At 65.4% G+C, this 24,572-nt stretch carries 24 protein-coding genes; 7 read left to right on the forward strand and 17 right to left on the reverse strand.

Translation table 11 applies throughout. The annotated features are described in order from the left end of the window. Positions 1-135: 135 nt before the first annotated feature. From AAE021_RS08335 to AAE021_RS08345, 3 genes are all read left to right on the forward strand, one after another. Positions 136-1,383: a thiolase family protein gene (locus tag AAE021_RS08335; RefSeq protein ID WP_342025142.1), complete on the forward strand. Its 1,248-nt coding sequence runs from the start codon at positions 136-138 to the stop codon at positions 1,381-1,383. Continuing rightward, complete coding sequence (locus AAE021_RS08340) at positions 1,383-3,524, forward strand: 3-hydroxyacyl-CoA dehydrogenase NAD-binding domain-containing protein (RefSeq protein ID WP_342025143.1); 2,142 nt, start codon at positions 1,383-1,385, stop codon at positions 3,522-3,524. Before AAE021_RS08335 ends, AAE021_RS08340 begins: the two co-directional genes overlap by 1 nt. 273 nt (positions 3,525-3,797) lie before the next feature. Continuing rightward, positions 3,798-4,088 carry a DUF4287 domain-containing protein gene (locus AAE021_RS08345; RefSeq protein WP_342025144.1) on the forward strand — a complete coding sequence of 97 codons (291 nt, stop codon included), beginning with the start codon at positions 3,798-3,800 and terminating at the stop codon, positions 4,086-4,088. A 26-nt stretch (positions 4,089-4,114) separates the two neighbouring features. Here AAE021_RS08345 and AAE021_RS08350 read toward each other — a convergent pair whose 3' ends face one another. The 9 genes from AAE021_RS08350 to AAE021_RS08390 all read right to left on the reverse strand — a co-directional run bounded on the left by AAE021_RS08350 (position 4,115) and on the right by AAE021_RS08390 (position 15,041). Further along, positions 4,115-4,348 (reverse strand): transcriptional regulator, encoded by a 234-nt coding sequence (locus AAE021_RS08350; protein ID WP_342025145.1) that lies wholly within the window; start codon positions 4,346-4,348, stop codon positions 4,115-4,117. A gap of 68 nt (positions 4,349-4,416) precedes the next feature. After that, entirely contained in the window at positions 4,417-5,100 is a 684-nt protein-coding gene (locus AAE021_RS08355; RefSeq protein WP_425362472.1) for a DNA alkylation repair protein, read from the reverse strand. Between the two features lie 36 nt (positions 5,101-5,136). Then, entirely contained in the window at positions 5,137-5,793 is a 657-nt protein-coding gene (locus tag AAE021_RS08360) for a class I SAM-dependent methyltransferase (protein WP_342025147.1), read from the reverse strand. A gap of 192 nt (positions 5,794-5,985) precedes the next feature. Further along, on the reverse strand, positions 5,986-6,963 hold the full coding sequence (locus tag AAE021_RS08365) for an aldo/keto reductase (protein WP_342025148.1): 978 nt from the start codon (positions 6,961-6,963) through the stop codon (positions 5,986-5,988). Between the two features lie 65 nt (positions 6,964-7,028). Beyond that, the gene (locus tag AAE021_RS08370) at positions 7,029-7,346 is read right to left on the reverse strand and encodes a primase-like DNA-binding domain-containing protein (RefSeq protein ID WP_342025149.1); all 318 of its coding nucleotides are present in this window, start codon (positions 7,344-7,346) and stop codon (positions 7,029-7,031) included. Positions 7,347-7,427: 81 nt separating this feature from the next. Then, positions 7,428-8,273, reverse strand: a complete 846-nt coding sequence (locus AAE021_RS08375; protein WP_342025150.1) for an SDR family oxidoreductase — start codon at positions 8,271-8,273, stop codon at positions 7,428-7,430. A 51-nt stretch (positions 8,274-8,324) separates the two neighbouring features. Continuing rightward, the gene (gene dxs / locus AAE021_RS08380) at positions 8,325-10,298 is read right to left on the reverse strand and encodes a 1-deoxy-D-xylulose-5-phosphate synthase (protein WP_342025151.1); all 1,974 of its coding nucleotides are present in this window, start codon (positions 10,296-10,298) and stop codon (positions 8,325-8,327) included. 182 nt (positions 10,299-10,480) lie between these two features. Then, on the reverse strand, positions 10,481-13,306 hold the full coding sequence (locus AAE021_RS08385; RefSeq protein WP_342025152.1) for an aconitate hydratase: 2,826 nt from the start codon (positions 13,304-13,306) through the stop codon (positions 10,481-10,483). A 409-nt stretch (positions 13,307-13,715) separates the two neighbouring features. Then, the gene (locus AAE021_RS08390) at positions 13,716-15,041 is read right to left on the reverse strand and encodes a class I SAM-dependent RNA methyltransferase (protein WP_342025153.1); all 1,326 of its coding nucleotides are present in this window, start codon (positions 15,039-15,041) and stop codon (positions 13,716-13,718) included. A 138-nt stretch (positions 15,042-15,179) separates the two neighbouring features. Here AAE021_RS08390 and AAE021_RS08395 point away from each other — a divergent pair, with 138 nt between their 5' ends. Together AAE021_RS08395 and AAE021_RS08400 are read left to right on the forward strand one after the other, a co-directional pair. Next, positions 15,180-15,854 (forward strand): TrkA family potassium uptake protein, encoded by a 675-nt coding sequence (locus AAE021_RS08395; protein WP_342025350.1) that lies wholly within the window; start codon positions 15,180-15,182, stop codon positions 15,852-15,854. Then, on the forward strand, positions 15,851-16,537 hold the full coding sequence (locus AAE021_RS08400) for a TrkA family potassium uptake protein (RefSeq protein ID WP_342025154.1): 687 nt from the start codon (positions 15,851-15,853) through the stop codon (positions 16,535-16,537). Before AAE021_RS08395 ends, AAE021_RS08400 begins: the two co-directional genes overlap by 4 nt. Before the next feature lies 1 nt (position 16,538). Here the strand turns inward: AAE021_RS08400 and AAE021_RS08405 are convergent, their stop codons facing one another. Genes AAE021_RS08405 through dut form a run of 4 tightly spaced genes read right to left on the reverse strand, consistent with a single transcriptional unit; the run spans position 16,539 to position 18,943 of the window. Then, entirely contained in the window at positions 16,539-17,342 is an 804-nt protein-coding gene (locus tag AAE021_RS08405; protein ID WP_342025155.1) for a DUF3159 domain-containing protein, read from the reverse strand. Continuing rightward, positions 17,339-17,698 (reverse strand): hypothetical protein, encoded by a 360-nt coding sequence (locus tag AAE021_RS08410; RefSeq protein ID WP_342025156.1) that lies wholly within the window; start codon positions 17,696-17,698, stop codon positions 17,339-17,341. Before AAE021_RS08410 ends, AAE021_RS08405 begins: the two co-directional genes overlap by 4 nt. Positions 17,699-17,701: 3 nt before the next feature. Beyond that, positions 17,702-18,433, reverse strand: a complete 732-nt coding sequence (locus AAE021_RS08415) for a DUF3710 domain-containing protein (protein ID WP_342025157.1) — start codon at positions 18,431-18,433, stop codon at positions 17,702-17,704. Positions 18,434-18,493: 60 nt separating this feature from the next. Then, a complete protein-coding gene (gene dut, locus AAE021_RS08420; protein ID WP_342025351.1) occupies positions 18,494-18,943 on the reverse strand; it encodes a dUTP diphosphatase in 450 nt (149 codons plus the stop codon). A 228-nt stretch (positions 18,944-19,171) separates the two neighbouring features. On the opposite strand from dut, the gene AAE021_RS08425 reads away from it, so the two are divergent. After that, complete coding sequence (locus AAE021_RS08425) at positions 19,172-19,636, forward strand: DUF3093 domain-containing protein (RefSeq protein ID WP_342025158.1); 465 nt, start codon at positions 19,172-19,174, stop codon at positions 19,634-19,636. An 87-nt stretch (positions 19,637-19,723) separates the two neighbouring features. Here the strand turns inward: AAE021_RS08425 and AAE021_RS08430 are convergent, their stop codons facing one another. After that, positions 19,724-20,026, reverse strand: coding sequence for a DUF4193 domain-containing protein (locus AAE021_RS08430; protein ID WP_342025159.1), 303 nt, complete (start codon positions 20,024-20,026; stop codon positions 19,724-19,726). Positions 20,027-20,365: 339 nt separating this feature from the next. Between AAE021_RS08430 and sepH the strand changes: the two genes are divergently transcribed. Then, positions 20,366-21,790, forward strand: coding sequence for a septation protein SepH (gene sepH, locus AAE021_RS08435; protein WP_342025160.1), 1,425 nt, complete (start codon positions 20,366-20,368; stop codon positions 21,788-21,790). Between the two features lie 38 nt (positions 21,791-21,828). On the opposite strand, the gene AAE021_RS08440 is transcribed toward sepH, so the two are convergent. Genes AAE021_RS08440 through AAE021_RS08450 form a run of 3 tightly spaced genes read right to left on the reverse strand, consistent with a single transcriptional unit; the run spans position 21,829 to position 24,521 of the window. Further along, complete coding sequence (locus AAE021_RS08440) at positions 21,829-22,581, reverse strand: thymidine kinase (protein ID WP_342025161.1); 753 nt, start codon at positions 22,579-22,581, stop codon at positions 21,829-21,831. A gap of 2 nt (positions 22,582-22,583) precedes the next feature. Continuing rightward, positions 22,584-23,846 (reverse strand): alkaline phosphatase family protein, encoded by a 1,263-nt coding sequence (locus AAE021_RS08445; protein ID WP_342025162.1) that lies wholly within the window; start codon positions 23,844-23,846, stop codon positions 22,584-22,586. Positions 23,847-23,852: 6 nt separating this feature from the next. Next, positions 23,853-24,521 (reverse strand): DUF5998 family protein, encoded by a 669-nt coding sequence (locus AAE021_RS08450; RefSeq protein ID WP_342025163.1) that lies wholly within the window; start codon positions 24,519-24,521, stop codon positions 23,853-23,855. Between the last annotated feature and the right edge of the window lie 51 nt (positions 24,522-24,572).

Below are 24,572 nucleotides of genomic sequence, written 5' to 3' on the forward strand. Positions count from 1 at the left end.
TGCCCCCTGAGCACACTGCATCAGTCCATGTTCGGTAGTCTCAACGAAAGATCCGCTGCTTGCAGGCTATGTTACTGATGAGTAACATCAATGGCCGGACAGTGTTCCGTTTCATATCTCAAAGAGGAGTTGTACGTGAGCCCACAAAGCCGAGCACGGCAGATCAGGGACGTTGTTTTCGTAGACGGAGTGCGGACTCCCTTCGGCAAAGCCGGCGAGAAGGGCATGTATGCCGGAATGCGCGCCGATGACCTGGTGGTCAAGTGCATCCGCGAACTCATGCGCCGCAACCCCTCCCTTCCCCCGGCGCGCATTGACGAAGTCGCCATTGCCGCCACCACCCAAACCGGTGACCAGGGCCTGACCATCGGCCGCACAGCCGCCCTGCTGGCCGGACTGCCGCAGTCAGTGCCCGGCTTCGCCATTGACCGCATGTGCGCCGGCGCCATGACGGCGGTGACCACCACTGCCTCCGGCATCGGCTTCGGAGCCTACGACGTCGTCATCGCCGGCGGTGTGGAGCACATGGGCAATCACCCGATGGGCCAGGACGCGGACCCGAATCCCCGCTTTGTCACCGAGCGCATTGTCGACCCGGCCGCCCTGAACATGGGCAATACGGCCGAGAACCTGCACGACCGCTTCCCGACCATCACCAAGGAGCGCACCGACGCCTACGCCGCGGCCAGCCAGGAACGGCTTGCCAAGGCCTACGCCAACAACCAGATCCAGCCGGACCTGGTTCCGGTCGCCTCCAAAAAGCCCGGCAAGGGCTGGACACTGAACTCCGTTGACGAAGGACCCCGTCCCGGCACTACGGTCGAAGACCTCGCCGGCCTGCGCACTCCCTTCCGCGCCCATGGCCGTGTCACCGCCGGCAACGCCTCGGGCCTGAACGACGGCGCCACCACCGCGCTGCTGGCCTCGGCCGATGCCGCCGAGGAACTGGGCCTGCCTGTGAAGATGCGCCTGGTCGGGTACGCCTTTGCCGGCGTCGAGCCCGAGGTCATGGGTTACGGACCGGTGCCGGCCACCGAAAAGGCCCTGAAGCAGTCCGGCCTGTCCATCGAGGACATCGGCCTGTTCGAAATCAACGAGGCCTTCGCCGTTCAGGTGCTCTCCTTCCTGGACTTCTACGGCATCGCCGACGACGACCCCCGGGTCAACCGCTACGGCGGGGCGATCGCAGTCGGACACCCGCTGGCGTCCTCGGGCGTGCGCCTGATGAACCAGCTGGCCCGCCAGTTCGAAGAAGACCCGAGCGTGCGCTACGGCATGACCACCATGTGCATCGGGCTGGGCATGGGCGGGACCATCATTTGGGAAAACCCGAACCACCCCGATTACAACACCGACACCGATTCCACGGAGGCCACAAAGTAATGTCTGCAAGCGATTACCAGCGGCTGGCCGCCCACTTCCCCACCGAAGTTGTCACCCACTCCTATGTCTCGGACATCGCCCTGCCCGGCGGCGCCGGCACCTTTGCGCTGATCACCCTGGACAACGACGTCGACCACTCCCGTCCCACCACTCTGGGCCCGAACACGCTGCTGGAACTCGGCTCGGTGCTGGATTCCCTGCAGGCACGTGCCGCGGCCGGCGAGATTGTTGGCGTGGGCGTCACCGGCAAGCCGCACTACCTGGTGGCCGGCGCTGACCTGTCCGCAACGCAGAAGCTGGCATCCTACGAGGACGGCCTCGCCATGGCGCGGCTGGGCCACGAGGTGTACGGCAAGCTGCACACCCTGGGCGTGCCCAGCTTCGCCTTCATCAACGGCGTGGCGCTGGGCGGCGGGCTGGAAGTGGCCCTGCAGTCCGACTACCGCACCGTTTCCACCGGCGCCGGTGCGCTGGCCCTGCCGGAAGCCTTCATTGGCCTGGTACCCGGGTGGGGCGGCGTGTACATCCTGCCGCGGCTGATCGGACCCGAGAACGCCGTGCAGGTCATGATCGAGAACCCACTGAGCAACAACCGCACGCTCTCCGGACCGGCTGCCTTCAAGCTCGGCATTGCCGACGCCCTGTTCGAACCGGCCGACTTCGTGGAGCAGTCCCTGGCCTGGGCCGCCCGCGTCATCACCGGCGAGGAAACAGTGTCCCGTCCCAACGCCGCCGATCCGGCCGAATCCCCCGAAGCCTGGGAGGCCGCCGTCGCAAAGGGCCGCGCGGTGGTGGAGGCCCGTACCTCCAACGCCGCACCGGCGCCCGCGAAGGTGCTGGACCTGCTGGAAGCCGGCATGCACTGGACCGCCGAGCAGTCCCGCGAAGCGGAATGCGAAGCCCTGGCCGAGCTGATGCAGACCCCGCAGTTTCACTCCACCGTCTACGCGTTCCTGGACTTGGTCCAGAAGCGCGGCAAGCGCCCGGCCGGTGCTCCGGACAAGAAGCTGGCCCGGCCGGTGGCCAAGGTGGGCGTGGTTGGTGCCGGCCTGATGGCGAGCCAGCTCGCCCTGTTGTTCGTGCGCCAGCTCAAAGTCCCCGTGGTCATGACCGACATTGACCAGGCCCGCGTGGACAAGGGTGTTCGCTACGTGCACGCCGAGGTGGACAAGCTCGTGGCCAAGCGGCGCATGTCTCCCGACGCGGCGAACCGCACCAAGGCCCTCGTCACCGGCTCCGTGTCCAAGGAGGCGTTCTCCGACGCCGACTTCGTTATTGAAGCTGTCTTCGAGGAGCTGTCCGTCAAGAAGCAGGTGTTCTCCGAGGTGGAGGCCGTGGTCTCCCCCGAGTGCATCCTCGCCACCAACACCTCCTCACTGTCGGTGACCGAGATGGCGGCGGACCTGCAGCACCCGGAGCGCGTGGTGGGCTTCCACTTCTTCAACCCGGTGGCCGTGATGCCGCTGCTGGAAATTGTGCGCGCACCCAAGACCGACGACGCCGTGCTGGCCACCGCGTTTGTCCTCGCCAAGGCGCTCAAGAAGACGGCCGTGCTGGTCAAGGATGATGCCGCATTTGTGGTCAACCGGATCCTGGGCCGCATGTTCGGCGAAATCACCGCAGTCTTTGACGAGGGCACCGACGCCGAAACGGCCGACAACGCACTGCGCCCGATGGGCCTGCCGATGTCGCCGTTCACCCTGTTGGCCCTGGTGGGTCTTCCGGTGGGACAGCATGTACAGGAATCCCTGCACGCTGCTTTCGGCGAGCGGTTCTGGCTCTCGGAGAACTCGCAGAAGATCATCGACGCCGGCATCAAGTCGCTGTGGCAGAAGGATGAAAACGGGAAGCAGTACATTCCGGAGGAAACCCTGGCACTGCTGTCCTTCGGCAACACGCCGTCGACCTCCGAGGAAGTCCTGCGCCGCACGCAGGACGCCCTGGCCGAGGAGATCGGGCTGATGCTGAACGAAGGCGTGGTGGCCGGACCCGAGGATATCGATCTCTGCATGATCCTCGGCGCCGGATGGCCGATGCACCTGGGCGGCATCACGCCGTACCTGGACCGCGTTGGTGCGTCCGAGCGGGTCAACGGCAAGAAGTTCCACGCTGAGAAGGAGCCGGCCCAGGCTGCTTCCTAGCTCTTCGTCCGCCCGGTAACCACCGGACGGGCCTCGCCTTGGCACGCGCCGGGCGCGACCGGAACGGCGGCAACGAAAATCCCTGCTCGCAGAGCTCGCAAGGATTATTAAAGCCGCCTAACCCGGTCCGTCCGGCGCTTTCGCATTAAGTCACCGAATGCGACCAGCTCGGCCGGGCTGCGCATCTTGACCCCTTCGGTACGCCTCACTAGCGTCAGCAGGTGGCACTCCGGTACGGTTCCTGCCACCAGAACCAGAAACGAAGGACACGCCATGTCATTCCAGGCCTACCTCGACGCCGTTGAAGACAAAACCGGGCTTACGCCCCGTCAGCTTCTTCACATCGCAGAAGACAAAGGTTTTGATGCCCCGGAAGTAAAAGCCGGAGAGATCCTCGAATGGCTCAAAACGGATTACGGTCTCGGCCGCGGCCACGGCATGGCTCTGGTGCACGTCATCAAAAAGGGTCCCGACATTGATGCGAAGCACGTGGGGACGGCAGGCTCCCACCGGGATGATTCCGATACTCTGTGGCTGGACGGAAAAGACAACAAACCCTCCTAACCATTCGGGCGCTTTTGCTGCAAGGCTTATGGATCGAGTCGATCTACGGCAGCGGCAAGCTTGCGGAGCTCATCGACGTGGGCCTTAAAGGCGCCCTGACCCGGCTTGGTCAAAGAAACCCACGTCCGGGTGCGTCCATTGAAAGAGCCCTTGCGCACCTTGGTGAAGCCGGCATGCTCGAGGACTTTGACGTGCTTGCTCAACACTGAGTCGCTCAAGGACAGCGCGTCCCGGAGCACTCCGAACTCAGCCTCACCCACCTCGGCAAGAATCGAACAGATCCTCAGCCGGGTCGGCACATGCTTTCCGTTACGGAAAATCTAGGTGGTCAGGCGTCAGTCGCGTCAGCCTGCTGCCGGCGGACAATTTCCGTGATCCAGATGGGGGCAAACGGTGAGGTGCAGCCCGGCGGCGTGGGGTAGTCCTTCAGGACCTCAAGCCGTTCCCCGATGGCCAACGCCCGTGTCCGGTGTTCCGGATGGGCTATGCCTATCTGGGCCAGGCAGGTGTTCATGGCCCACTGGAGACGGTCCGGGGCATCGTTCATATCCGCCTCGATGATGTCCAACAGCCTCGACAGGTCCAATCCGTCCGGATCCTTCACTACCCGTTCACTGGTCAGCGCCCAGCCGGCGCTGGCTACGACCGGATCCGGATCATCGAACCACGCCACCCGCAGCTCCTCGGCATGCGGACTCTTTTTCACCACATAGTTGATCAGCCAGTCATGCACCTTGGGAACGCGCGCCCCGCGCAGCATTGCATCCAGCTCGCTGGGCTCGAATGATTTGGGCCGGCTAACCAGCAGTGCGAGTAGCCGAGCCGCAGTGTCCCCCGTTGACCATAGCTCGCGGGACAGTTCATGCTGTGTCTTCAGCCGCTTGGCGACGGCCCGGAGCTTGCTGAGGTTCACACCGTGGTCATCACCGTGCTTCTCGTTCACGGCCCGCGCTTTTGGGTCCTCCAGCGCGGCCAGTTCGGCCATCACCTCAGCGACGGTGGTGCTCGTCATTGATGCCTGCCCCATGTGATCTCCTATCCGTCAGTTTCAGGCTACCCGGGACGGATCGCTCTGGGCAGATGCGCATCTGCCGGGCTGGGGCTGCGTCCCGCGGCGGGCAATCATTGCCGCGTGCGGCCGGTGCCCTTGGTCTGTCCTGGAGTGGGTCTCCACCATCTCGAATCCGGCAGCGGCCAAGGCGTCCCGAATAGCCGGCACCGGCCAGGTGTATGCGCGCACCACTGCGTGCTCAAAAGGTTCAATGTGCCTTCCCTCGAAAAAGCCCAGCAGAATTGAGCCACCTGGATGCACGCAGCGGGCGAATTCGCCGAGGACGGCATTCAGTTCCCCGGGATGCGTATGAATGATCGAGTACCAGGACAGGATGCCGGACAGGCTGCCGTCGTCGTAAGGCATTGCTTCCAGGGTTCCGCCCCGAAACGGCACGTCCGGATATCGGGCCGACGCCGCGTCAAGGAACTCATCGACCATATCGAGCCCTTCAACAGTCACGCCATGACCGAACAGAAAGTTGGTCCAGTGGCCGGGGCCGCATCCGGCGTCGACAACCTTACCTTCGATTCCACGGCTCCACGCCGATATCAGGTCCTGGTCCTGCTGCGCAGTGTCGGAAATCGATCCGAGTGCGGCGGTATATTCCGCTGACCGCAGCCTGTACGCCCGCCCCACTTCGTCGATCGACATAAGAGGCTGATCCCTTCCGATCGCCGGAGCTTCCCGCGGTATATAGATCCCGGATGGGGGGCCGGTGAACACCGGACGGAGGGTCCGGGTTAGGCGGCTTTAATAATCCTTCGCGAGCTCTGCGAGCCGCGGATTTTCGTTGCCGCCGTTCCGGACCCTCCACCCGCCTGAGGTGCCGTTAGGCTCCAAAGGCTAGAACAAAGCAACCTTCGGCGTCTGCGGGAAGATCCGGTCCAGCTCCTCGAGATCCTTCTCCGTCGGCTCACAGGATGCCGCTTCGGCGTTCTGCCGCACCTGCTCCACAGTGGTGGCACCGGCAATGACCGAGGAAACGGCAGGCTGGACGGCGAGCCAGGAGAAGGCCACCTGCACTTCGGTGAGCCCGCGGTCCTTGGCGAACACACCGAACTCGGCGAGTTGGTCAAAGTCTGCTTTGTCCAGCAGGTTCTGCCGGGAGTGCGTCAAGCGGCTGCCCTCAGGGGCCGAGCCGGAGCTGTACTTGCCGGTGAGCAGTCCGTTGGCCAGCGGGAAGTACGGCAGGATTCCCAGGCCGTAAGCCTCGGCGGCCGGAACCACTTCGAGTTCCGCCCGCCGGTCCAGCAGGTTGTAGTGGTTCTGTGCGGAGATGAACGGCGTGTAGCCGCCCATCCGCGCGGTGAACTCGGCTTCGGCAATCTGCCAGCCGGTGCGGTTTGAATGGCCGATGTAGCGCACCTTGCCGCTGGTCACCAGATCATCCAGAGCCGCAAGCGTTTCCTCGATGGGCGTCAGCGGATCCGGGGTGTGGAACTGGTACAGGTCAATCCAGTCGGTGCCGAGCCGGCGCAGTGAAGCTTCCGCCGCTTTGACGATGTACCGCCGGGATCCCCTGGCGTCAAAATCCCTGCCATTGGCACCCTTCATGTCCATGCCGAACTTGGTGGCCAGGACGACGTCGTCGCGCCGGGTGCCCAGCGCCTTTCCCAGCCGTTCCTCGCTCAGGCCCGGGACCGCGCCGTAGGTGTCAGCCACGTCAAAAAGCGTAATGCCGGCGTCGATGGCCGCGTTCACGACGGCGTCGGTGCCGGCCTGGTCTTCGGTCTTGGTTCCGGAACGGCCAAGGTTGTTGCAGCCCAGGCCCACAGTGGAAACGGTCAGGCCTGATGTGCCGAGTCTTTTGTAAGAAGTCATGGTGCCTACGCTACCGAATCCGCGCCGCCGATGTGGCCAGGGCCACTCCCCCGGAGCCGTGCCGCTCAGCCGGTGAAGGGAAACGGGTTGGTGTTGGGCCCGGGGGTCTTGTCTGTTTCGAGGATGTACTGAATCGGGATCGGCCCTGTGGGCTGCACTCCCTCATAGACGCGTTCGGAATGCCGCCGCGCTTCCGGTACGCCTGCTTCCCGGACGGCACTGTAGAAGTTCTGCACCGATGCAGGCACCAGGCCGCCGTTCTCGCACCAGATGATGTACATGCCGTACAGGTCGGCGGCCGGTACGGCTTCGGTCTCCTCGAGACCGCCCAGTGTGCATTCGTCAAGGAACAGGCTGACGTGATCAGGATTGCGCTCAGACATGTTTATGAGCCTAGGCAAAAATTGCCGCGCCGGGAACACGAGGTGCGGAAACTGCCTCTGTTTGTAACGCTGGCTTGGGGGTTAACGGTGTTTCAGGTAATCTTCCAGCCCCAGCGGCGGAATCCCGGTCAGCCGCTCAATATCACCGCTGACCTCCGCCATCTGGCCCTGCGCGATCGCGGTGTACGTGCTCACCCACGCTTCGATCTGCCAGTGCGCCGCACTGCTCAGGCTCCGCGATTCCAGAGCTTCCTCGTTGGTTTCGTTGTAGTAGCTCACGGTGGATCCGGACACACGGGTCAGGATCCCGGCGATCTCGTCAAAGGTCAGGGCCTGCGGCCCGGTGAGCGTATACACCTGACCCTGATGATCACGGGGTGCTTCGAGGATGCGCGCCGCTGCGCGGGCGACGTCGGCCCGGGCCACCGCTGCGAGCCGGCCGGATCCTGCGGGGCCGCGGATCACGCCGTCGCGCCCCACAAACGAGGGCAGGACGTCCTGGTACAGGCAGTCCCGGAGGAAGGTGTATTCCAGGCCGGTGGACCTGATGTGTTCCTCGGTGTCCCAGTGGTCGCGGGCCAGGGTGAATACCGCGTCCGGAGCCGCTCCCATAAACGAGGTGTAGACAATGTGCCGCACCCCCGCCTCCACGGCAGCATCCACAAACGTGCGGTGGTCCTGCTGCCGGTACGGGCTCTCATGGGCCGAGACCATGAACAGGGTCTGGACACCCTCCAGCGCCCGGGCTGCGTGCTCACGGTCCGAGTACGTCGCCGCATACACGGGCGTTCCCAGTTCCGGAAGTTTGGCGGTGTGCCGGGCAAGCAGCCGCTGCGCGACGCCGGCCTCAGCCAGCAGGCGGGCGACGGCGCCGCCCAGGGCACCCGTGGCACCGGTGACAGCCACTACTGGTTGCTCTTCTGCCATGGTGTTTCCTCCCCTGCGTCCCGCCGCCGGTTCCCGTCCGGCCGGCGGAGTTTACTGGATTTTTGGGATTTGGCCGGTGGGCATGTCCTGGCCGGGCAGGGGCCGGGCAAACGGAACCTTGGTGCCCAGGACCTGGGCGACGACGTCGTTGGCCACCTGGCGCGCCGTCAGGCCCACCCGCTCCAGGACTTCGGCACGGGTGCCGTGATCCAGGAACTCCACCGGAAGGCCCACCTCGTTCAGGGCGGTGTCCACGCCGGCGGCACGCATTTCCTGCCGGATCCGCGATCCGACACCGCCGGCACGCACTCCGTCCTCAATCACAATGACAATGCGGTGCTCGGCGGCCATGCGGATGATCGACCTCGGAACGGGCAGGACCCAGCGCGGATCCACCACGGTGGAGCTGATGCCCTGGGCGCCGAGCCGGTTGGCCACCTGCAGCGCCATTTCGGCCATGGCTCCCACGCTGACAATCAGGACGTCGTTGGACTTTTCGTCCGACGGGCGCCGGGCCAGGATGTCGACGCCGTCGGAGGTCCGGTCGATCGCCTCGACGTCGGGGCCCACGGTCCCCTTGGAGAACCGGACCACACTGGGGGCATCGTTGATGGCGACGGCCTCACGGAGTTCTTCCTTGAGCCGGGTGGCGTCACGCGGCGCGGAAAGATGCAGTCCGGGCACTATCTGCAGCATGGACATGTCCCACATGCCGTGGTGGCTGGCTCCATCCGGACCGGTGACGCCGGCGCGGTCCAGCACGATCGTCACGCCCGCCTTGTGGAGGGCGACGTCCATGAGCAGCTGGTCAAAGGCACGGTTCAGGAAGGTCGCATAGAGCGCGACGACGGGATGCAGCCCACCGAAGGCCATCCCCGCCGCCGAGGTAAGGGCATGCTGTTCGGCAATTCCGACGTCGAACACACGCTCGGGGTGCTTTTCGGCGAAACGGTGCAGCCCCACGGGGATCAGCATGGCACCGGTGATGCCGACAATGTCCTCGCGCTCATCAGCAATGTCGGCAATCTCAGTGGCGAAGACTGATGTCCAGGACTGCTTGCCGCCCGGCTCCACGGCCTTGCCGGTTTCCGGGTCGATGACACCGACGGCGTGGAACTGGTCAGCCACGTTGGCGCGGGCCGGGGCGTAGCCGCGGCCCTTTTCCGTCATGGCGTGGACCAGGACCGGACCGTTGTAGTTGCGCGCCTTGATCAGCGCGCGCTCCACCGCGGCCATGTCATGGCCGTCAATGGGGCCGATGTACTTCAGGCCCAGGTCTTCGAACAATCCCTGCGGCGCCCACCAGTCCTTGATGCCGCGCTTGGCGGCGTGGAGGCTGTGATAGGTGAAGCGGCCCACGGGTCCGCCGTCCTGCAGGCGCTGCTTCCACCATCCGAGCGTATTTTCATACACGCGGTGGGTGCGCACGGTGTCCAGGGTGGGGCGCATGGACGCGAGGTAATCGGCAACCCCGCCGATGGTCGGGGCGTAGGAGCGGCCGTTGTCGTTGACCACGATGACGACGCGGCGCCGCTGGTCAGCCGCGATATTGTTCAGTGCTTCCCAGGCCATGCCGCCGGTCAGGGCGCCGTCGCCCACCATCACCACGGTGTAGCGGTCCCCTTCGCCGGTCAGCTGTCGGGCCCGGGAAATGCCGTCGGCCCAGGACAGCGAGGACGAAGCATGTGAGGACTCCACAATGTCATGCACAGATTCGGCACGGGAGGGATATCCGGACATTCCGCCCTGCTGCCGGAGAGTGGAGAAGTCCTGCCGGCCGGTGAGGATTTTGTGCACATAGGACTGGTGCCCGGTGTCAAAGACAATACTGTCCCGCGGCGAGTCGAAGACCCGATGGATACCCACCGTCAGTTCCACCACGCCCAGGTTGGGGCCAAGATGGCCGCCGGTCTGGGCCACGTTGCTGATGAGGAACGACCGGATTTCACCGGACAAGCGTTCCAACTGCTCCGTGGTGAGTTTGCTCAGGTCCCGCGGATCACGGATGGTTTCCAGAAGTCCCAACGGGCGCCTCCCTGCTTCAGGCAACGGCACTGCACACCGTCACAACGGTTTAACTCTAACGCTTGGCGGAGGGCACCCGGTTCCGCGACAGGCAAAGAGCCCCGTCCACCGAGTCGAAACGCGGCGGACGGGGCTCTTTGATCTCAAGGCCGGTCAGTGGCCCTGAATGCGGTGCGTGCCTGCTACTTCGCCGTGATCTGGCGCAGTACGTACTGCAGGATGCCGCCGTTGCGGTAGTAGTCAGCTTCACCCGGGGTGTCGATGCGCAGCACGGCCTCGAAGGAGATCGCCTCGCCGTTCTCCGGCGTCGCCGTGACCGTGACGGTCTTGGGCGTGTTGCCGTTGTTCAGCTCGGTCACACCGGAAACCGCGAAGGTCTCCGTGCCGGTCAGGCCCAGGGACTCGGCGTTGACGCCGGCCGGGTACTGCAGCGGAAGGACGCCCATGCCAATGAGGTTGGAGCGGTGGATACGCTCGTAGCTCTCGGCGATGACGGCCTTGACGCCCAGCAGTGCGGTGCCCTTGGCAGCCCAGTCACGCGAGGAACCGGAACCGTACTCCTTGCCGGCCAGGACAACCAGCGGAATGCCGGCGGCCTGGTAGTTGACCGAAGCGTCGTAGACGGCTGCCTGCGGTGCGTCAGCCTGGCTGAAGTCGCGGGTAAAGCCGCCTTCAACGCCGTCGAGCAGCTGGTTCTTGATGCGGATGTTCGCGAACGTGCCGCGGATCATCACTTCGTGGTTGCCTCGGCGGGAGCCGTAGGAGTTGAAGTCCTTGCGCTCGACACCGTGCTCCAGCAGGTAACGGCCCGCCGGGGTGTCGGACTTGAAGGAACCGGCCGGAGAGATGTGGTCGGTGGTGACCGAATCGCCGAGCTTCAGCAGGACGCGGGCGCCCTCGATGTCGGAGACCGGCTCCGGCTGAGCCTTCATGCCCTCGAAGTACGGGGGCTTCCGGACGTACGTGGACTCCGTGTCCCACTCGAAGGTTGCGCCTTCGGGGGTGGGCAGGGACTTCCAGCGGTCGTCGCCTTCGAAGATGGTGTCGTAGCTGTTGCTGAACATCTCCTTGTTGATGGAGGCGTCGATGATTTCCTGGACCTCGACCGGGTTCGGCCAGATGTCCTTCAGGAAAATGTCGTTACCGGCTTCGTCCTGGCCCAGCGGGTCATTTTCGAAGTCGAAGTCCATGGTGCCGGCCAGTGCGTAGGCAACCACCAGCGGCGGGGAGGCCAGGTAGTTCATCTTCACGTCCGGGTTGATCCGGCCTTCGAAGTTGCGGTTACCGGAAAGCACTGCGGTGACGGCGAGGTCGGCTTCCTGGATGGCCGTGGAGATTTCCTCTTCCAGCGGGCCCGAGTTACCGATGCAGGTGGCGCAGCCGTAACCGACGACGAAGAAGCCGAGCTTCTCCAGGTACGGGATCAGGCCGGACTTCTCGTAGTAGTCGGTGACTACCTTGGAGCCGGGAGCCACGGAGGTCTTGACCCACGGCTTGGAGGCGAGGCCCTTTTCGACGGCGTTGCGGGCCAGCACTGCTGCCGCCATCATCACCGAGGGGTTGGACGTGTTGGTGCAGGACGTGATCGAGGCGATCGACACGGCGCCGTGGTCCAGCTCGAAGCTGCGGCCGTCAGCCATGGTCACCGGAACAGAGTTCCTGGAGCGGTCGGCCGGGGCGTCCCGCTTGGAGACCAGGTCGTGCTCGTGGTCTTCGATCTGGGTCGCATTGGCGTTGAAGGACGGTGCGTCCGACGCCGGGAACGTTTCTTCCAGCGTCTCGTCCACGGTGCCGCTCTCGGCTTCAACCGTCTCGTGAACGTAGTTCTTGAGGTCCTTGCGGAACTGCTCCTTGGCGTTGGTCAGCTCCACGCGGTCCTGCGGGCGCTTCGGTCCGGCAATGGAGGAAACCACGGTGGACAGATCCAGTTCAAGGTACTCGGAGTACTTGATCTCGACGGAGGGATCGTGCCACAGGCCCTGTTCCTTGGCGTAGGCCTCAACGAGGGCCACGTTCTCCTCGGACCGGCCGGTGAGGCGCAGGTAGTCCAGCGTGACGGCGTCGATCGGGAACATGGCAGCGGTGGAACCGAATTCCGGGCTCATGTTACCGATGGTGGCGCGGTTGGCCAGCGGAACGGCTCCAACGCCTTCTCCGTAGAACTCCACGAACTTGCCGACAACACCGTGCTTGCGCAGCATTTCGGTGATGGTCAGCACGACGTCGGTGGCGGTGGCGCCGGCCGGGATCTCGCCGGTGAGCTTGAAGCCGACAACGCGCGGGATCAGCATGGAGACGGGCTGGCCAAGCATGGCAGCTTCGGCTTCGATGCCGCCAACGCCCCAGCCGAGCACGCCCAGGCCGTTGACCATGGTGGTGTGGGAGTCGGTGCCGACGCAGGTGTCCGGGTAGGCGCGCAGGACGCCGTCAACTTCACGGGTCATCACGGTGCGGGCCAAATACTCGATGTTGACCTGGTGGACAATACCCATGCCCGGGGGAACAACCTTGAAGTCGTCAAACGCCGTCTGGCCCCAGCGAAGGAACTGGTACCGCTCGCCGTTGCGCTGGTATTCGATTTCCATGTTGCGCTCGAGGGCACCGGCATTACCGAAGGCATCGATCTGCACGGAGTGGTCAATGACCATTTCAGCCGGAGCAAGGGGGTTGACCCGCTTGGGGTCTCCGCCCAATTCCGCCACTGCCTCACGCATGGTTGCCAGGTCCACGATGCAGGGAACACCGGTGAAGTCCTGCATGATGACCCGAGCGGGGGTGAACTGGATTTCAGTGCTGGGCTCTGCGTTGGCATCCCACTGCGCCAGGGCGCGAACGTGGTCTGCGGTGATGTTGGCACCGTCTTCGGTGCGCAGCAGGTTCTCCAGCAGGACCTTGAGGCTGAACGGAAGGCTCTTGGCGCCTTCGACGGAATTCAACCGGAAAATTTCATATTCGTTTCCACCGACGTTTAGTACGCCTTTGGAACCGAAGCTGTCCACATTAGTCATAATAGGACTCCTCTCGCCACCGTTTTATCTTTGTCCAGCGGTCCGCGGCGTGCCAGTTAGGACTCCCTAACCGGCCGCCACGGGGGACGGCGGGGAAAATGGTGGACTATTTTCGCTGCCGGGACACCCCCTGCCGAACGAAAAACTTTCCCCGCCCGAAAGCAGGCGAAGTCTCCCCAACACGGCGCGGATCTGCACAACTGCTCTTATACTATCCGTTACATGCCGGTGTGACCTTAGACCATACCCGCGAGGCGCCGGGCACACCGGGCCGGAACCCGCCTCGGCCCCCCACTCCGCCACCCGCCCCGGCCACCTACCCCGGCCACCTACCCAGCCACTCACTCGGAGCGCAGGCAGTGTCCGCAGTGCGGTTGCACCCGTGGCCCGGGGCGCCGACGGCAGGGTCCTATTCGGCGGGCTTCTCCGAGGGGGTCAGGACCGCGAAGGACTCCATGTGGTGCGTGTGGGGGTACAGGTCAAAGACCCGCAGCGAGTCCAGCTGCCAGCCGAGTTCCTGGAAGTAGGCCAGGTCGCGGGCGAAGGACGCCGGGTCGCAGGATACGTAGCCGACGGCGCGGGGCGCGGCGGCATGGATCTGGCCCACTACGTCCTTCCCGGCGCCGACACGCGGCGGATCCAGCAGGACGACGTCGAGCCGGCCCTCGTAAGCGGCCAGCGCCTTGTCCACCCGGCCCTGCAGGATTTCCACCTGCGGTGCGGCGAAGAGATTTTTGCGGGCGTCCCGGCTTGCCCCCGGGGAAGCCTCGACCGAAAGCACGCGTCCCTCTTCTCCTGCGGCGTCGGCCAGCGGCGCCGTGAACAGGCCGGCACCGGCGTACAGGTCGGCAATCTGTTCCCCGGGCTGGACGCGCAGTCCGTCCAGGACCGCTTCCACCAGGGTGCGGGGGGCGCTGCGGTGGATCTGCCAGAAACCGGCACCGGTCACCCGGTAGTCATGGCCGGCAACACTTTCCGAAACCCAGGTGCGTCCGCGCAGGCGGTTCAGCGTGCCGGATTCGGGTTCCCAGGACGCGATGGAAGTGCCGGACGGCAGGGCGGAGGCAATCCGTCCGAGTGCCTTGGGGTGTGCTCCGTCGGCGGGAATCAGCAGGACCAGGGGCGCGCCGTTAACCGGCACGGCCACCTCGACCCGGGAAACACCGCTGAAGTCCACGTCCCACAGCTGGAGGTCGTTGACGGCTTCCACGGCCAGCGGCATGCGCTGGACCGGAATGAGCTCCTCGGAGCGGTGGGCGTGCATGGCCAGGCGGCCGCCCGGAGCCACGGAGAAGCTTGCGCGGGTCCGCCAGTGCAGGCCGTCGGCGCGCTCCTCAACTGCGGGCTCCACGGTGATTTTGCGTTCCACCTTGGCCAGGCGCAGCAGCTGCTCGGCGAAGATGTCCGCTTTGAGTTCACGCTGGGTGGCGAGGTCAATGTGGCCGAATTCGGCGCCTCCCACGGGCAGCCGTCCCCGGGATGCCGCGCGGAGCGCATCGGCCTCCGGCCAGAAGTGCTCCACCCGTCCCGGAGCGGGCTCCAGCACTTCGGTGACATCGGCGCGCCAGAAGCTGGCGCCGTCGGCCGCGTCCGTCAGGCGGGCACGGACGCGCTCACCCGGCAGGGCATGGCGGACAAAGACCACGCGCCCTTCGTGGCGGGCCACAAAATGGCCGCCGTGGGCGGGCGCGCCGATGGTGAGTTCAATCTCGGATGGAGTGGTGTCGGTCGTCATAGTGCCGGATACTTCCTGATGGAGCCTAAAAGACCATCACACCATGCCCCGGCGCCGGTGCATATTCGCAGCACCGGCGGGGTCTATGCTGGCGCTTTGACTTTTTTCGTAATCGATCTTCAGGAACCGAGGTGGCAGGTGGCCCATTACGTCATCATGGGGTGCGGACGCGTGGGTGTGTCCCTGGCCCACACGCTGGACAATGCCGGGCATACGGTGGCCGTCATTGACCAGGATGAGAGGGCCTTCCGGCGCCTGCGTTCCACCTTCGGCGGACGGAAGGTCACCGGCGTTGGCTTTGACCGGACCACCCTGACCGAAGCCGGAATCAAGGAGGCCTATGCCTTCGCCGCCGTTTCCTCAGGTGATAATTCCAACATCCTTGCCACGCGCGTAGCCAGGGAAACCTTCCATGTGCCCCACGTTGTGGCACGGATTTATGATCCGGGCCGCGCCGAAATCTACCAGCGGCTCGGCATTCCCACGGTGGCGGCCGTCCGCTGGAGCGCGGACCAGGTGCTGCGCCGTATCCTGCCCGAGCAGAGCATCAACGGAGATTTCCGGGAATCCTCCGGCCGGCTCATTCTGGGCGAACTGTCACTCCATGAGGGCTGGCTCGGTTCAACGCTCAGCGGGATTGAACAGGCGGCGCGGGTGCGCATTGCGTACGTGACCCGCTTCGGTGAGGGAACACTTCCGCGGCCGGACACCAGTTACCAGCAGGGCGATGTCCTGCACGCGATGATGAACGTGGACCGGACGAGCGAAATCAGCCGCATCCTCTCCGCGCCGCCCCTTAAGGAGAATCAGTGAAAGTCGTGATTGCCGGAGCCGGCAGCGTCGGATCTTCCATTGCCAAGGAGCTCCTCTCGCACGGCCACCATGTGCTCCTCATCGATGAGAAGCCCGAGGTGGAAGGCCGCAGCGAGCTGGTGGATGCGCACTGGCTCATCGGGGACGCCTGCGAATTGACCACCCTGAAGGACGCCAATCTCGATGAGGCCGACGTCGTGGTCTCCGCGACTGGAGATGACAAGGTCAACCTGGTGGTGTCGCTGCTGGCCAAGAGCGAATTTGGCGTGGCCCGCACCGTGGGCCGGGTCAACAACCCCAAAAACGACTGGATGTTTGACGACTCCTGGGGCGTTGACGTGGCGGTGAACACGCCGCGTCTCATGACGGCCCTGGTCGAAGAAGCGGTGGAGGTGGGCGACCTCGTCCGGCTGCTGACGCTGCAAAGCGGAGTGGCCTCCATGGTGGAGTTCACCGTCCCGGTCGATTCGCCGCTCACCGGCAGGACGCTGGGATCCATCAACTGGCCGATGGACGCCACGGTGACTGCCATCCTGCGCGACGACGCTCCCATTACCCCCAGCAACGACGACGTCATTGAACCCGGCGACGAGCTCTTCTTCATCTGCACCATTGCAGCCGAGGATGACCTGCGCGCGGTGCTGCTGCCCGAAAGCACCCAGCCGGCGCCCGACCGAGGTTAGGTTAGGGGCGGCCCGGCTGCTCCGGCACCCCGGAGACGGGCAGCGGCCGGGAAACCATCCACGCCAGCCACAGGCCCAGCGCATACAGCGGGACCCCCATGGCCAGGCGCATGGTGCCCAGGGCGGCCACATTGTCCGCCAGGTAGAGCGGCAGCTGGACTCCGAGACGCAGGGCAAACACGGCGATGATGATCCATGTCGCCACCGAATAGGCCCGGATCCGTTTCCGGTCCGCGTGCCAGTCAAGGTTCTCGCCTCGGATAAAACCGAACAGCAGCCCGGCGACGGGCCAGCGCACGATGATGGAAACGATAAACGCCAGGATATAGCCGGCGTTGAGGAAGAAGCCGGGCAGGAAGAACTCCGTGCCGCTTCCGCTGCGCAGCGCCACGACCGCACAAATGACGACGCCGAGCACTCCGGTGAGGGACTGCATCAACGGACGCTTTTGGACCAGGTTGGCCACGGAGAACACCGCCGCCGAGGCCACCGCCGCCCCAAGGGATACATACAGCCCTGAGGTCAGCGTGAAAATCAGGGTGAACAGCAGCCCGGGAACAATTGCCTCGGCAAGCCCTCGCACTCCCCCGACGGATTTCAAAACGTCGATTTGACCGTCGTCCCGGCGTTCCATTCCTGCCTTGGCCGCGTAGGCGCCGGCAACATCGCCGAACGTTGGCTGTTCAGGCTCGGGCGCAGCCGGCTGCTCGCGGGCTGCCGGGCCGCCGGACTCGAGGCTGTGCCCCGCAGCAGGGTTCACTGTCCGCGGGGAGTCGGGCAGCTCGCTGCCGGGTCGCTCACTCATGTTTCGTTCTCCGGACGTCCGATGATTTCGTAGCGTGGATTGTAAATGGTGGGGTAGCTGTCCACCGTGCTGACCATGCCTTCAAAAGCCAGGCGGGTGCCGGCAACCACGCCGGGAACCCGGCGCTGGCCCACCCACACGAGGCGCACCCGCGGGTGGGGTTCCCGGGAAGAAGCCTCGCGGTACGCCGCCTCCACGTCCTCCACCATGGCGGTGAACCGCGGCGGATCGTTGGCCGGAACCACAGTAATGGACTGCACGTAACCGCCGCTGTACACACGGCCGCGCTGGGGAATGGAGCTGACGGGAACCGGGTTTTCCCGGTTCCCCGGGGTCGCCGGTCGGTTGAGGGGCACTGACTAGCCGATGGTCGTAATCTCGGGTCCGCGCTCCGGCGGAGCAGGCTTCGCCGCATCCGCGGCAGGCCGCGGCAGCGGGGATGCGTCGCGCGGAAGGCGCAGCTGCAGAAGGTCGCGTGGCGGCAGCGGCTGCTCGCCGCGGACCACGACGACGTTCCGGAAGACTTCTTCCAGTGGACCGGCTGCCTGGGGGTCCAGGGCCGCCGGGCCGCCGAACACTCCGCGCAGGAACCAGCGGGGGCCGTCCACGCCGACAAAGCGCGCCACGCGGTAGCCCTTGGACCCGTCCTGGGCCTGGGCCGGAACCTTGGCCAGCAGTTCGGTGCCAAACACGCCTTCAAGCTCGTCCACGGTGCCGCCCTGCGAACCGACGGACTTGCCGATCTGGTCCCGGATGTCATCCCACAGCGTTTCCGAGCGCGGCGCGGCAAAGGCCTGCAGCTGCAGGCTGGAACCGTTCAGGTCCAGCGTCACTGCCACCACGCGCTGGGTCTTTTCTTCCACCTCAAGGCGAAGCTGGAGACCCTCGGCCGAGGCGATGCGCAGCGCACCGAGGTCCACGTAGCCTTCCTCGGAAGGCTTGTCCGCAGCATCCCAGGGGCCGGCCGCCGGAGCCGTGCCGCCGTCGTCGGCCGCCGTTCCGGCACCGGAGGCCGGCTCCGCGCCGTCCTGATCCTGTTCGCCCTGCTCGTGCTTGTCTTGCTTGTTCTTCCTCAGTCGCCCAAATGCCATGACCGGGTTCCTCTCTCTCATAGGGAGGGCCGCACGCTGCTGACCCCCCGGACAGCCGCTCTAGGCAGGCAGTGCAGTAAAACCGCCGGTGGAACCGAACCCGCCGCTGCCGCGGACGGAATCGGACAATTCATCCACCAGTTCAAAAGACGCCGTCTCCACCCGCTGGATCACCATCTGGGCAATCCGGTCACCCCGCAGAAGGGTGATCGGGCGGGACTTGTCGGTATTGAGCAGGGTAACGCTGATTTCGCCCCGGTAGCCGGCGTCGACCGTTCCCGGTGCGTTGACAACCGTCAAGCCGTGCTTTGTGGCCAGGCCGGAGCGCGGGTGAATGAACGCTGCGAAACCAAAGGGAAGGGCAAGGGCCACACCGGTGGGAACGAGCATCCGCTCCCCCGGCTCGAGCTCGACATCGATCCGGGTGCGGAGGTCCGCGCCTGCGTCGCCGGGATGCGCGTACGACGGCGGTTCCAGCCCGTCGTCGAGCATTTTCAGCTGCACGGTCATGGTGGGCTTTGATTCAAGCACCGGTGTCTCCGACTTCCCTCGAGTGATCCTTTATCGCGTCCCGCGCCGCAGCCTGTTCAGGGGCGCGCAGGTGCCCCGGAAGGTTCCCGGGAATACCGCACCTCACTTTAGCGCGTTTTCCTGACGCTTCTCCGTACGCGGGGCAACCGCCTTTCCGCGGCCGATCCCCAAGATGAAATACCGGCCCAAAGGTGCCAAGCTGGTTACATGTCATCCCCCTCTGCCCAGACTTCCCCCGAGACCGTGCTGTACTCCGAACGGCTTCTTCCGTCGTTTGGGATCTGGGCGCTTGTCCTCTTTGGCTCCTGCTCCTGCATCTTCGTCTTTATGCCGATCAGCATCGAAGCCGGAATCATTGCGGCCGTGGTCGCAGCCATCATCATCACCGCTCTGCTGCTGCTCAACACGCCCGTCATCCGCGTCACCCGGGACACGCTGCAGGTGGGCCGGGCACAAATCGAACGGCGGTTCGTGGGCGCGGTGGAGGGCTACCGCGGAGATGACGCCACGTTCCAGCGCGGCCGGGGCCTGAACGCCACCGCGTTCATGTGTTTCCGCGGCTGGATCACGCCGGTGGTCCGGATTGAAATCACCGATCCCGCCGACCGCACGCCGTACTGGCTCACGTCCACGCGCCATCCGGAAGACCTGGTCCGCGCGCTGAGCAGCTGACGCCGGGCGGCTGGCCCGGCGTCAGCCCTCACGCTCCGGCGTCAGCCCTCAGGGTCCGGCGTCGTCAGCCTTCACACTCCGACGTCGTCAGCCTTCACAGTCGACGCAGTACGTCAGACCATCCTTCTCCAGGGCAATCTGTGAGCGGTGCCGGACCAGGAAGCATGAGGCGCAGGTGAACTCATCCGCCTGTGCCGGCAGCACCCGCACCAAAAGCTCCTCGCCGGAAAGGTCCGCCCCGGGGAGTTCGAAGCTGTCAGCGGTTTCGGTTTCATCTTCATCCACTACCGCCGACTGAGTGCCCGCAGTCCGCCGGGTCTTTAGTTCCTCAAGTGATTCTTCGCTGATGTCCTCGTCTGTCTTACGCGGCGCATCATAGTCAGTCGCCATAATTCGTACTCTCACCGTCCGGTCGAGTTGTGGTGGTTTGGTGAGCCGGACCGGTAGCTAGACCGGCTTACTTCTTCGGCTTGGAGGTATCAACGCCACGGTGTTCCCTTTTGTGCCCGTAATCCACAGATTTTTGCTGAGGGCGGAGGAAATAGCCACACCCGCCCGCACCCGGGCACCCCGCCCGGCCAAGGTCGTCCAACTGCAGGCGGTGTCCGGCCGAAAAATACGGCCCCCGGAACCAGCCGATCCGCGCCACACCCTTGCAAACAGTAGGCTTTCGGCCTTCCGGATGGCATTGTTTCCAGAAGGAATTGCTATCGGGTGGAGGATTGGTTCATGCAGGATCTACGTCTCGTGGGTGTCCATGAGGGTGGCGAGCATTTGCTGCTCAGCGGCAAGGGCGGGGAAACATTCCGGCTTCGCATGGATGAAGCGCTCAGGGTTGCGGTATCGCGCTCCGTGCACCGCTCCACCTCAGCACCGGAACGGCCCGAGGGCCCGGCCATGACTCCGCGCGACATCCAGGCACGGATCCGGTCCGGCGCCAGCGCAGAAGACGTTGCGGAAATCTCCGGCCTGGACCTCGCACACATCCGCCGCTACGAGGGACCGGTCCGCGCGGAACGCGAATACGTGGCACGCCAGGCCCAGGCAGTGGAGGTTGCCGCCCCGCTCTCGGCCACCCATGACGGCTACCGCAGCACCTTCGGCGACAGCCCGGTCAATCTGGGCGACATGGTCACCCACCGCCTCAAGGCCTTCGGAGTGGACCCCGACAGCGTCGAGTGGGATGCCTGGCGCCGCCCCGACTCAACGTGGGACGTTGTGGCACGCTTCGAACTGGGGAGCGATTCCCAGGTATCGGTCGGCGAGGAACCCCCGGCCCGCTGGACTTTCAGCCCCCTGCGCAAGAGCGTCTCCAACGCCAACCGCTGGGCCCAGCTGCTGAGCGAACTGGAACCCCTGGACTCCCCCGTGCCGTCCCGCCGGCTCACTGCCGTTGCAGACCGCGTTTTTGATTTTGAAGCCGTTGCCCCGGCCGAAGCCGACGGCGCGGCCGCGGACGGCGATGAGGACACCGACAACCTGCTGGAGGTACTACGCTCGCGCCGCGGCCAGCGCCTCGGTGCCGACGAGGACGGCGATGATGCGCTTGCGGCCATGCTGGCCAAGGGCAGCATCCCGGCGGCCCATCCCCGTGACGGACACACCGAACTCGATGACGCGGCGTCCACCCGCCCCCGCACCGGCCGCCTGTCACTGGCTCCGGCCAGCACCGATGAGTCGGAGGCGCCCGACGCCCCCGATTCACTGCGCCTGTCCGACGGCGTCAGCCCGGGAACGCGGGAGATCAGCGTGCTGGCGCGCCCATTCCGCCGCCGCGGTGACACGGCAGCAACACCAGGCGCAGACGCCGGCACCGGAACCGGCGAGGTTCCGGGCAGCGCAGTCGAAGAGACCGGCGCCAAGGCAGATGAGCACCAGCAGCCCGCGGCCGGCGACGAAGCCGACCCGGCCGCATCTGTTCCGGACAGCGGTTCCGCCGCGGGTGGCCGGAGCAAGGCCAAGCCCGCGGGCCGCAAGAACGGCCGGACCGATTTTCCCTGGGACCGCATGAACGCCGGCGGGCCCCGAAACGACGTGACCGGAGCTGACGCTGCGGCCAAGGGCGAAGATTCCGCTGACAAGCGGACCATCAAGCCCAAGCGTTCTTCGGTTCCCAGCTGGGATGAAATCGTGTTCGGGACCAAGGGCGACTAGCAAAACACTGGTCCTGCCGCGAAGTCGATCCGGCAGGATCAGTAGTGTTTGTGCGGGTGCACGGCGCACACATCAAGCTCGGTAACCGGGCCCGGCGTCAGTCCGGCGATCGATTCCGCCTTGTAGGCGGTGACCCGGCGCATGTAGTGGCGGCGGCACAGGGTTTCATATCCCACCACCGGCGCACTCTCCACGGCGTCCGCGGCAAACAGCGGCTCCGTCACGATGCCGGAGCTGGCCGGACCCGCGGCCGGAGCGTGCTTTCCCACGTCTCCGACCACCACCTGGTCCCCCTCCACCACCATGACGCCGTTGACCGTACGGGCGTTGTGGGTTGCCCTGCGGCCGCACCAGCACAGTGCACGCACCTGGAGCACTTCCATCCGGTCCGCCAGCTCAATGAGCCGCTGCGAACCGGGAAAGAGCCGGGTCCGAAAATCCGAGGTGATGCCAAAGGCAAACACGTCAACGCACAGCTCATCGACGACACGGGCCAGCTGTTCCACCTGTTCGGCGGAGTAAAACTGCGCCTCGTCGCAGATGAGGTAGTCCACTGCGAATCCGGCTCCACGGCGGTCGGTCACTTCGTCCCAGAAATCGGTGCCGTCGGTGACTTCCACGGCGGGAGTGCGCAGGCCGAGCCGGGAGGAGATTACGGAATCCCCGGCACGGTCATTACGGCTGAAGAGAATACCTCCGCGGCCGCGGGCACTGTGGTTATAGTCCATCTGCAGCGCGAGCGTCGATTTGCCGCAGTCCATGGTTCCGGAAAAGAAGACGAGCTCAGCCACCGTTATTTCTTTCCTTTACCCTGCGAACCCGGACTGCGCCTGGGAGCCGGCGCCGCCAGCTGCAGCAGCGGAACTTCACGCTCCGCGCGTGTCAGCGACCCGTGCTGGCCCACCACTTCCAGCGACGAAGCTTTCATCCGGCGCAGGTCATAGAGGGCAATGGGCTCACGCGCCAGCACAAGTACGTCACCGATCCGCGGCAGCACCGACGGCGCAACCACCGGACCGAACCAGCCCGCTGCGATGGCTTCCTCCCGGGTGGCAACCCACACCTTGGCCCCATAGGCTGCGCGCCATGCGGCGACCAGGGCTTCCCGGCCGCTGTCACCGGCGCGGGGCTCCATATACAGATGGATCATGCGCGGCTCACCGGCTGTGTGCCGTACCCCGGCAATCAGTGACGGGTCTTCGGAGAAGTCATACCGGTGTTCCGGAGCGATGTCGACCATGCCGTGGTCAGCGGTCAGCAGCAGCAGCGTGTCAGCGGGCAGGCGTCCTGCCAGCAGTTTCAGGGCACTGTCCAGCTCCTCGAGCTGATAGCCCCACTGCCCCGACTGGGCGCCGTGCTTGTGGCCGGCCTTGTCCAATTCGTTCCAGTACAGGTACATCAGCATCCGCGGCGAGCCGGCCAGGGCTTCTGCCGCTGCCGAGACCCGTGCGTGGACGCCGGTGGCCCCGATGAAGGTGCCGCCGCGCAGGGCGGCGCGGGTCATGGCCGAATCCGCGAACCGGGGCAGGCTGACCGACGCCACCGGAAGGTGCTCGGCCACCTGTTCCAGCACCGTGGGGTGCGGCTGCCAGCGCTGGGGATCGACGCCGGCGTCCCAGTTGCCGAGCATGTTGACGACTTTGTCCTGGTCCGGATCCAGGACGTCATATCCGACCATGCCGTGCTCTCCGGGCGGCAGCCCGGTGCCCAGCGAGGCCAGGGAGGCCGCCGTCGTGGTGGGAAAAGCAGCGGTCAGGACGCGGGCCGAGGGCAGGAAACCGCGCAGGAACGGAGCGTGCCCGCCGCGCTGCTTCAACAGGGACCAGCCCAGGCCGTCCACCATGACCACGCAGACGCGCTTGGCTGCGGGCAGGTTCAGGGAGTTCTCGAAGCCGGGCACGCCGAGTACCGCGGCGGAGCTGGTGAGGACTTCGGCCACGCTGCTGCGGCCATAGCCGGGGGCCGGAGGCAGCTTCTCCCCGGAGGCTGCACCGGACGGCGGAACTGCACCGGAGGGCGGAGTGGCGGCGGAACCTGTGCCGGAAGGCGAACTCATGGCCCCTTACCGCTGGTGGTGGCTGCGGTTGAACCGGCTGCCGATGCCCGGCACGCGCCGGGCATCGCCGGATTCCATCGGGCGCAGGTTCAGGGTGTCGGTGTTCACCTTGCGCAGTGCCCGGGCGAAGTCCTTGGCGTTCTGCACGGCCTGGGCGCCGTCGGCTTCGGCGCTGACCCGGAGCACAATATCCTCCTGGGCAATGGTGCCGGTGTAGCCGTGGTCGGCGTCGCACTGCGGGTCGGCGCAGCCTGCCGGGCCCATGTCCAGGCGCTGGCCGCCGGACCAGGCGATGGCCAGGGTGAGTTCACGGGCCTGGTCCGAGGGCTTGTAGTCCTGCGGCTGGGCGTACATGTAGCCCAGGACCACGGAACGAATCTGCGTCACCGGCACGGACTCGGTGGAAACCTGCGCCATCATCTGCTCACCGGCGTCGTCCAGCTGCTGGTCGTCAACGTGGGTAATGACCAGCATGTCCTCGGTCAGCACCAGCACGGTGATGTGGCGGTGCACTTCGGTGCGCTCGAAGTGGGTTTCCAGATGGATGATGTGGGACAGCGGTTCACGGCCGTCGAGGGCATCGTGGACCACGTCGGCCAGGAGGGTGGGGTAAAAGCCGGCCCGCTCCATGGAAGCGTCCAGGCTGCGGCGTTCAGCGGAAAGTAACGGCGACATGCTTCCAGTTTCCCCCAGAGTGCGCCCCAGTACCTAAATGGCGCGCGGGAA

Source organism: Arthrobacter citreus, from assembly GCF_038405225.1.
Classification (GTDB): Bacteria; Actinomycetota; Actinomycetes; order Actinomycetales; family Micrococcaceae; genus Arthrobacter_B; species Arthrobacter_B citreus_A.

What these genes read in the sequence shown, in the direction of transcription:
- AAE021_RS08445 (WP_342025162.1), bottom strand. Translation starts at nt 23,846, where the DNA reads ATGAGTTCGCCTTCCGGCACAGGTTCCGCCGCCACTCCGCCCTCCGGT.
- AAE021_RS08360 (WP_342025147.1), bottom strand. Translation starts at nt 5,793, where the DNA reads ATGTCGATCGACGAAGTGGGGCGGGCGTACAGGCTGCGGTCAGCGGAA.
- AAE021_RS08385 (WP_342025152.1), bottom strand. Translation starts at nt 13,306, where the DNA reads ATGACTAATGTGGACAGCTTCGGTTCCAAAGGCGTACTAAACGTCGGT.
- AAE021_RS08390 (WP_342025153.1), bottom strand. Translation starts at nt 15,041, where the DNA reads ATGACGACCGACACCACTCCATCCGAGATTGAACTCACCATCGGCGCG.
- AAE021_RS08415 (WP_342025157.1), bottom strand. Translation starts at nt 18,433, where the DNA reads ATGGCATTTGGGCGACTGAGGAAGAACAAGCAAGACAAGCACGAGCAG.
- dut (WP_342025351.1), bottom strand. Translation starts at nt 18,943, where the DNA reads ATGACCGTGCAGCTGAAAATGCTCGACGACGGGCTGGAACCGCCGTCG.
- AAE021_RS08450 (WP_342025163.1), bottom strand. Translation starts at nt 24,521, where the DNA reads ATGTCGCCGTTACTTTCCGCTGAACGCCGCAGCCTGGACGCTTCCATG.
- AAE021_RS08365 (WP_342025148.1), bottom strand. Translation starts at nt 6,963, where the DNA reads ATGACTTCTTACAAAAGACTCGGCACATCAGGCCTGACCGTTTCCACT.
- AAE021_RS08375 (WP_342025150.1), bottom strand. Translation starts at nt 8,273, where the DNA reads ATGGCAGAAGAGCAACCAGTAGTGGCTGTCACCGGTGCCACGGGTGCC.
- AAE021_RS08430 (WP_342025159.1), bottom strand. Translation starts at nt 20,026, where the DNA reads ATGGCGACTGACTATGATGCGCCGCGTAAGACAGACGAGGACATCAGC.
- AAE021_RS08340 (WP_342025143.1), top strand. Translation starts at nt 1,383, where the DNA reads ATGTCTGCAAGCGATTACCAGCGGCTGGCCGCCCACTTCCCCACCGAA.
- AAE021_RS08405 (WP_342025155.1), bottom strand. Translation starts at nt 17,342, where the DNA reads ATGAGTGAGCGACCCGGCAGCGAGCTGCCCGACTCCCCGCGGACAGTG.
- AAE021_RS08345 (WP_342025144.1), top strand. Translation starts at nt 3,798, where the DNA reads ATGTCATTCCAGGCCTACCTCGACGCCGTTGAAGACAAAACCGGGCTT.
- AAE021_RS08355 (WP_425362472.1), bottom strand. Translation starts at nt 5,100, where the DNA reads ATGACGAGCACCACCGTCGCTGAGGTGATGGCCGAACTGGCCGCGCTG.
- AAE021_RS08425 (WP_342025158.1), top strand. Translation starts at nt 19,172, where the DNA reads ATGTCATCCCCCTCTGCCCAGACTTCCCCCGAGACCGTGCTGTACTCC.
- AAE021_RS08370 (WP_342025149.1), bottom strand. Translation starts at nt 7,346, where the DNA reads ATGTCTGAGCGCAATCCTGATCACGTCAGCCTGTTCCTTGACGAATGC.
- sepH (WP_342025160.1), top strand. Translation starts at nt 20,366, where the DNA reads ATGCAGGATCTACGTCTCGTGGGTGTCCATGAGGGTGGCGAGCATTTG.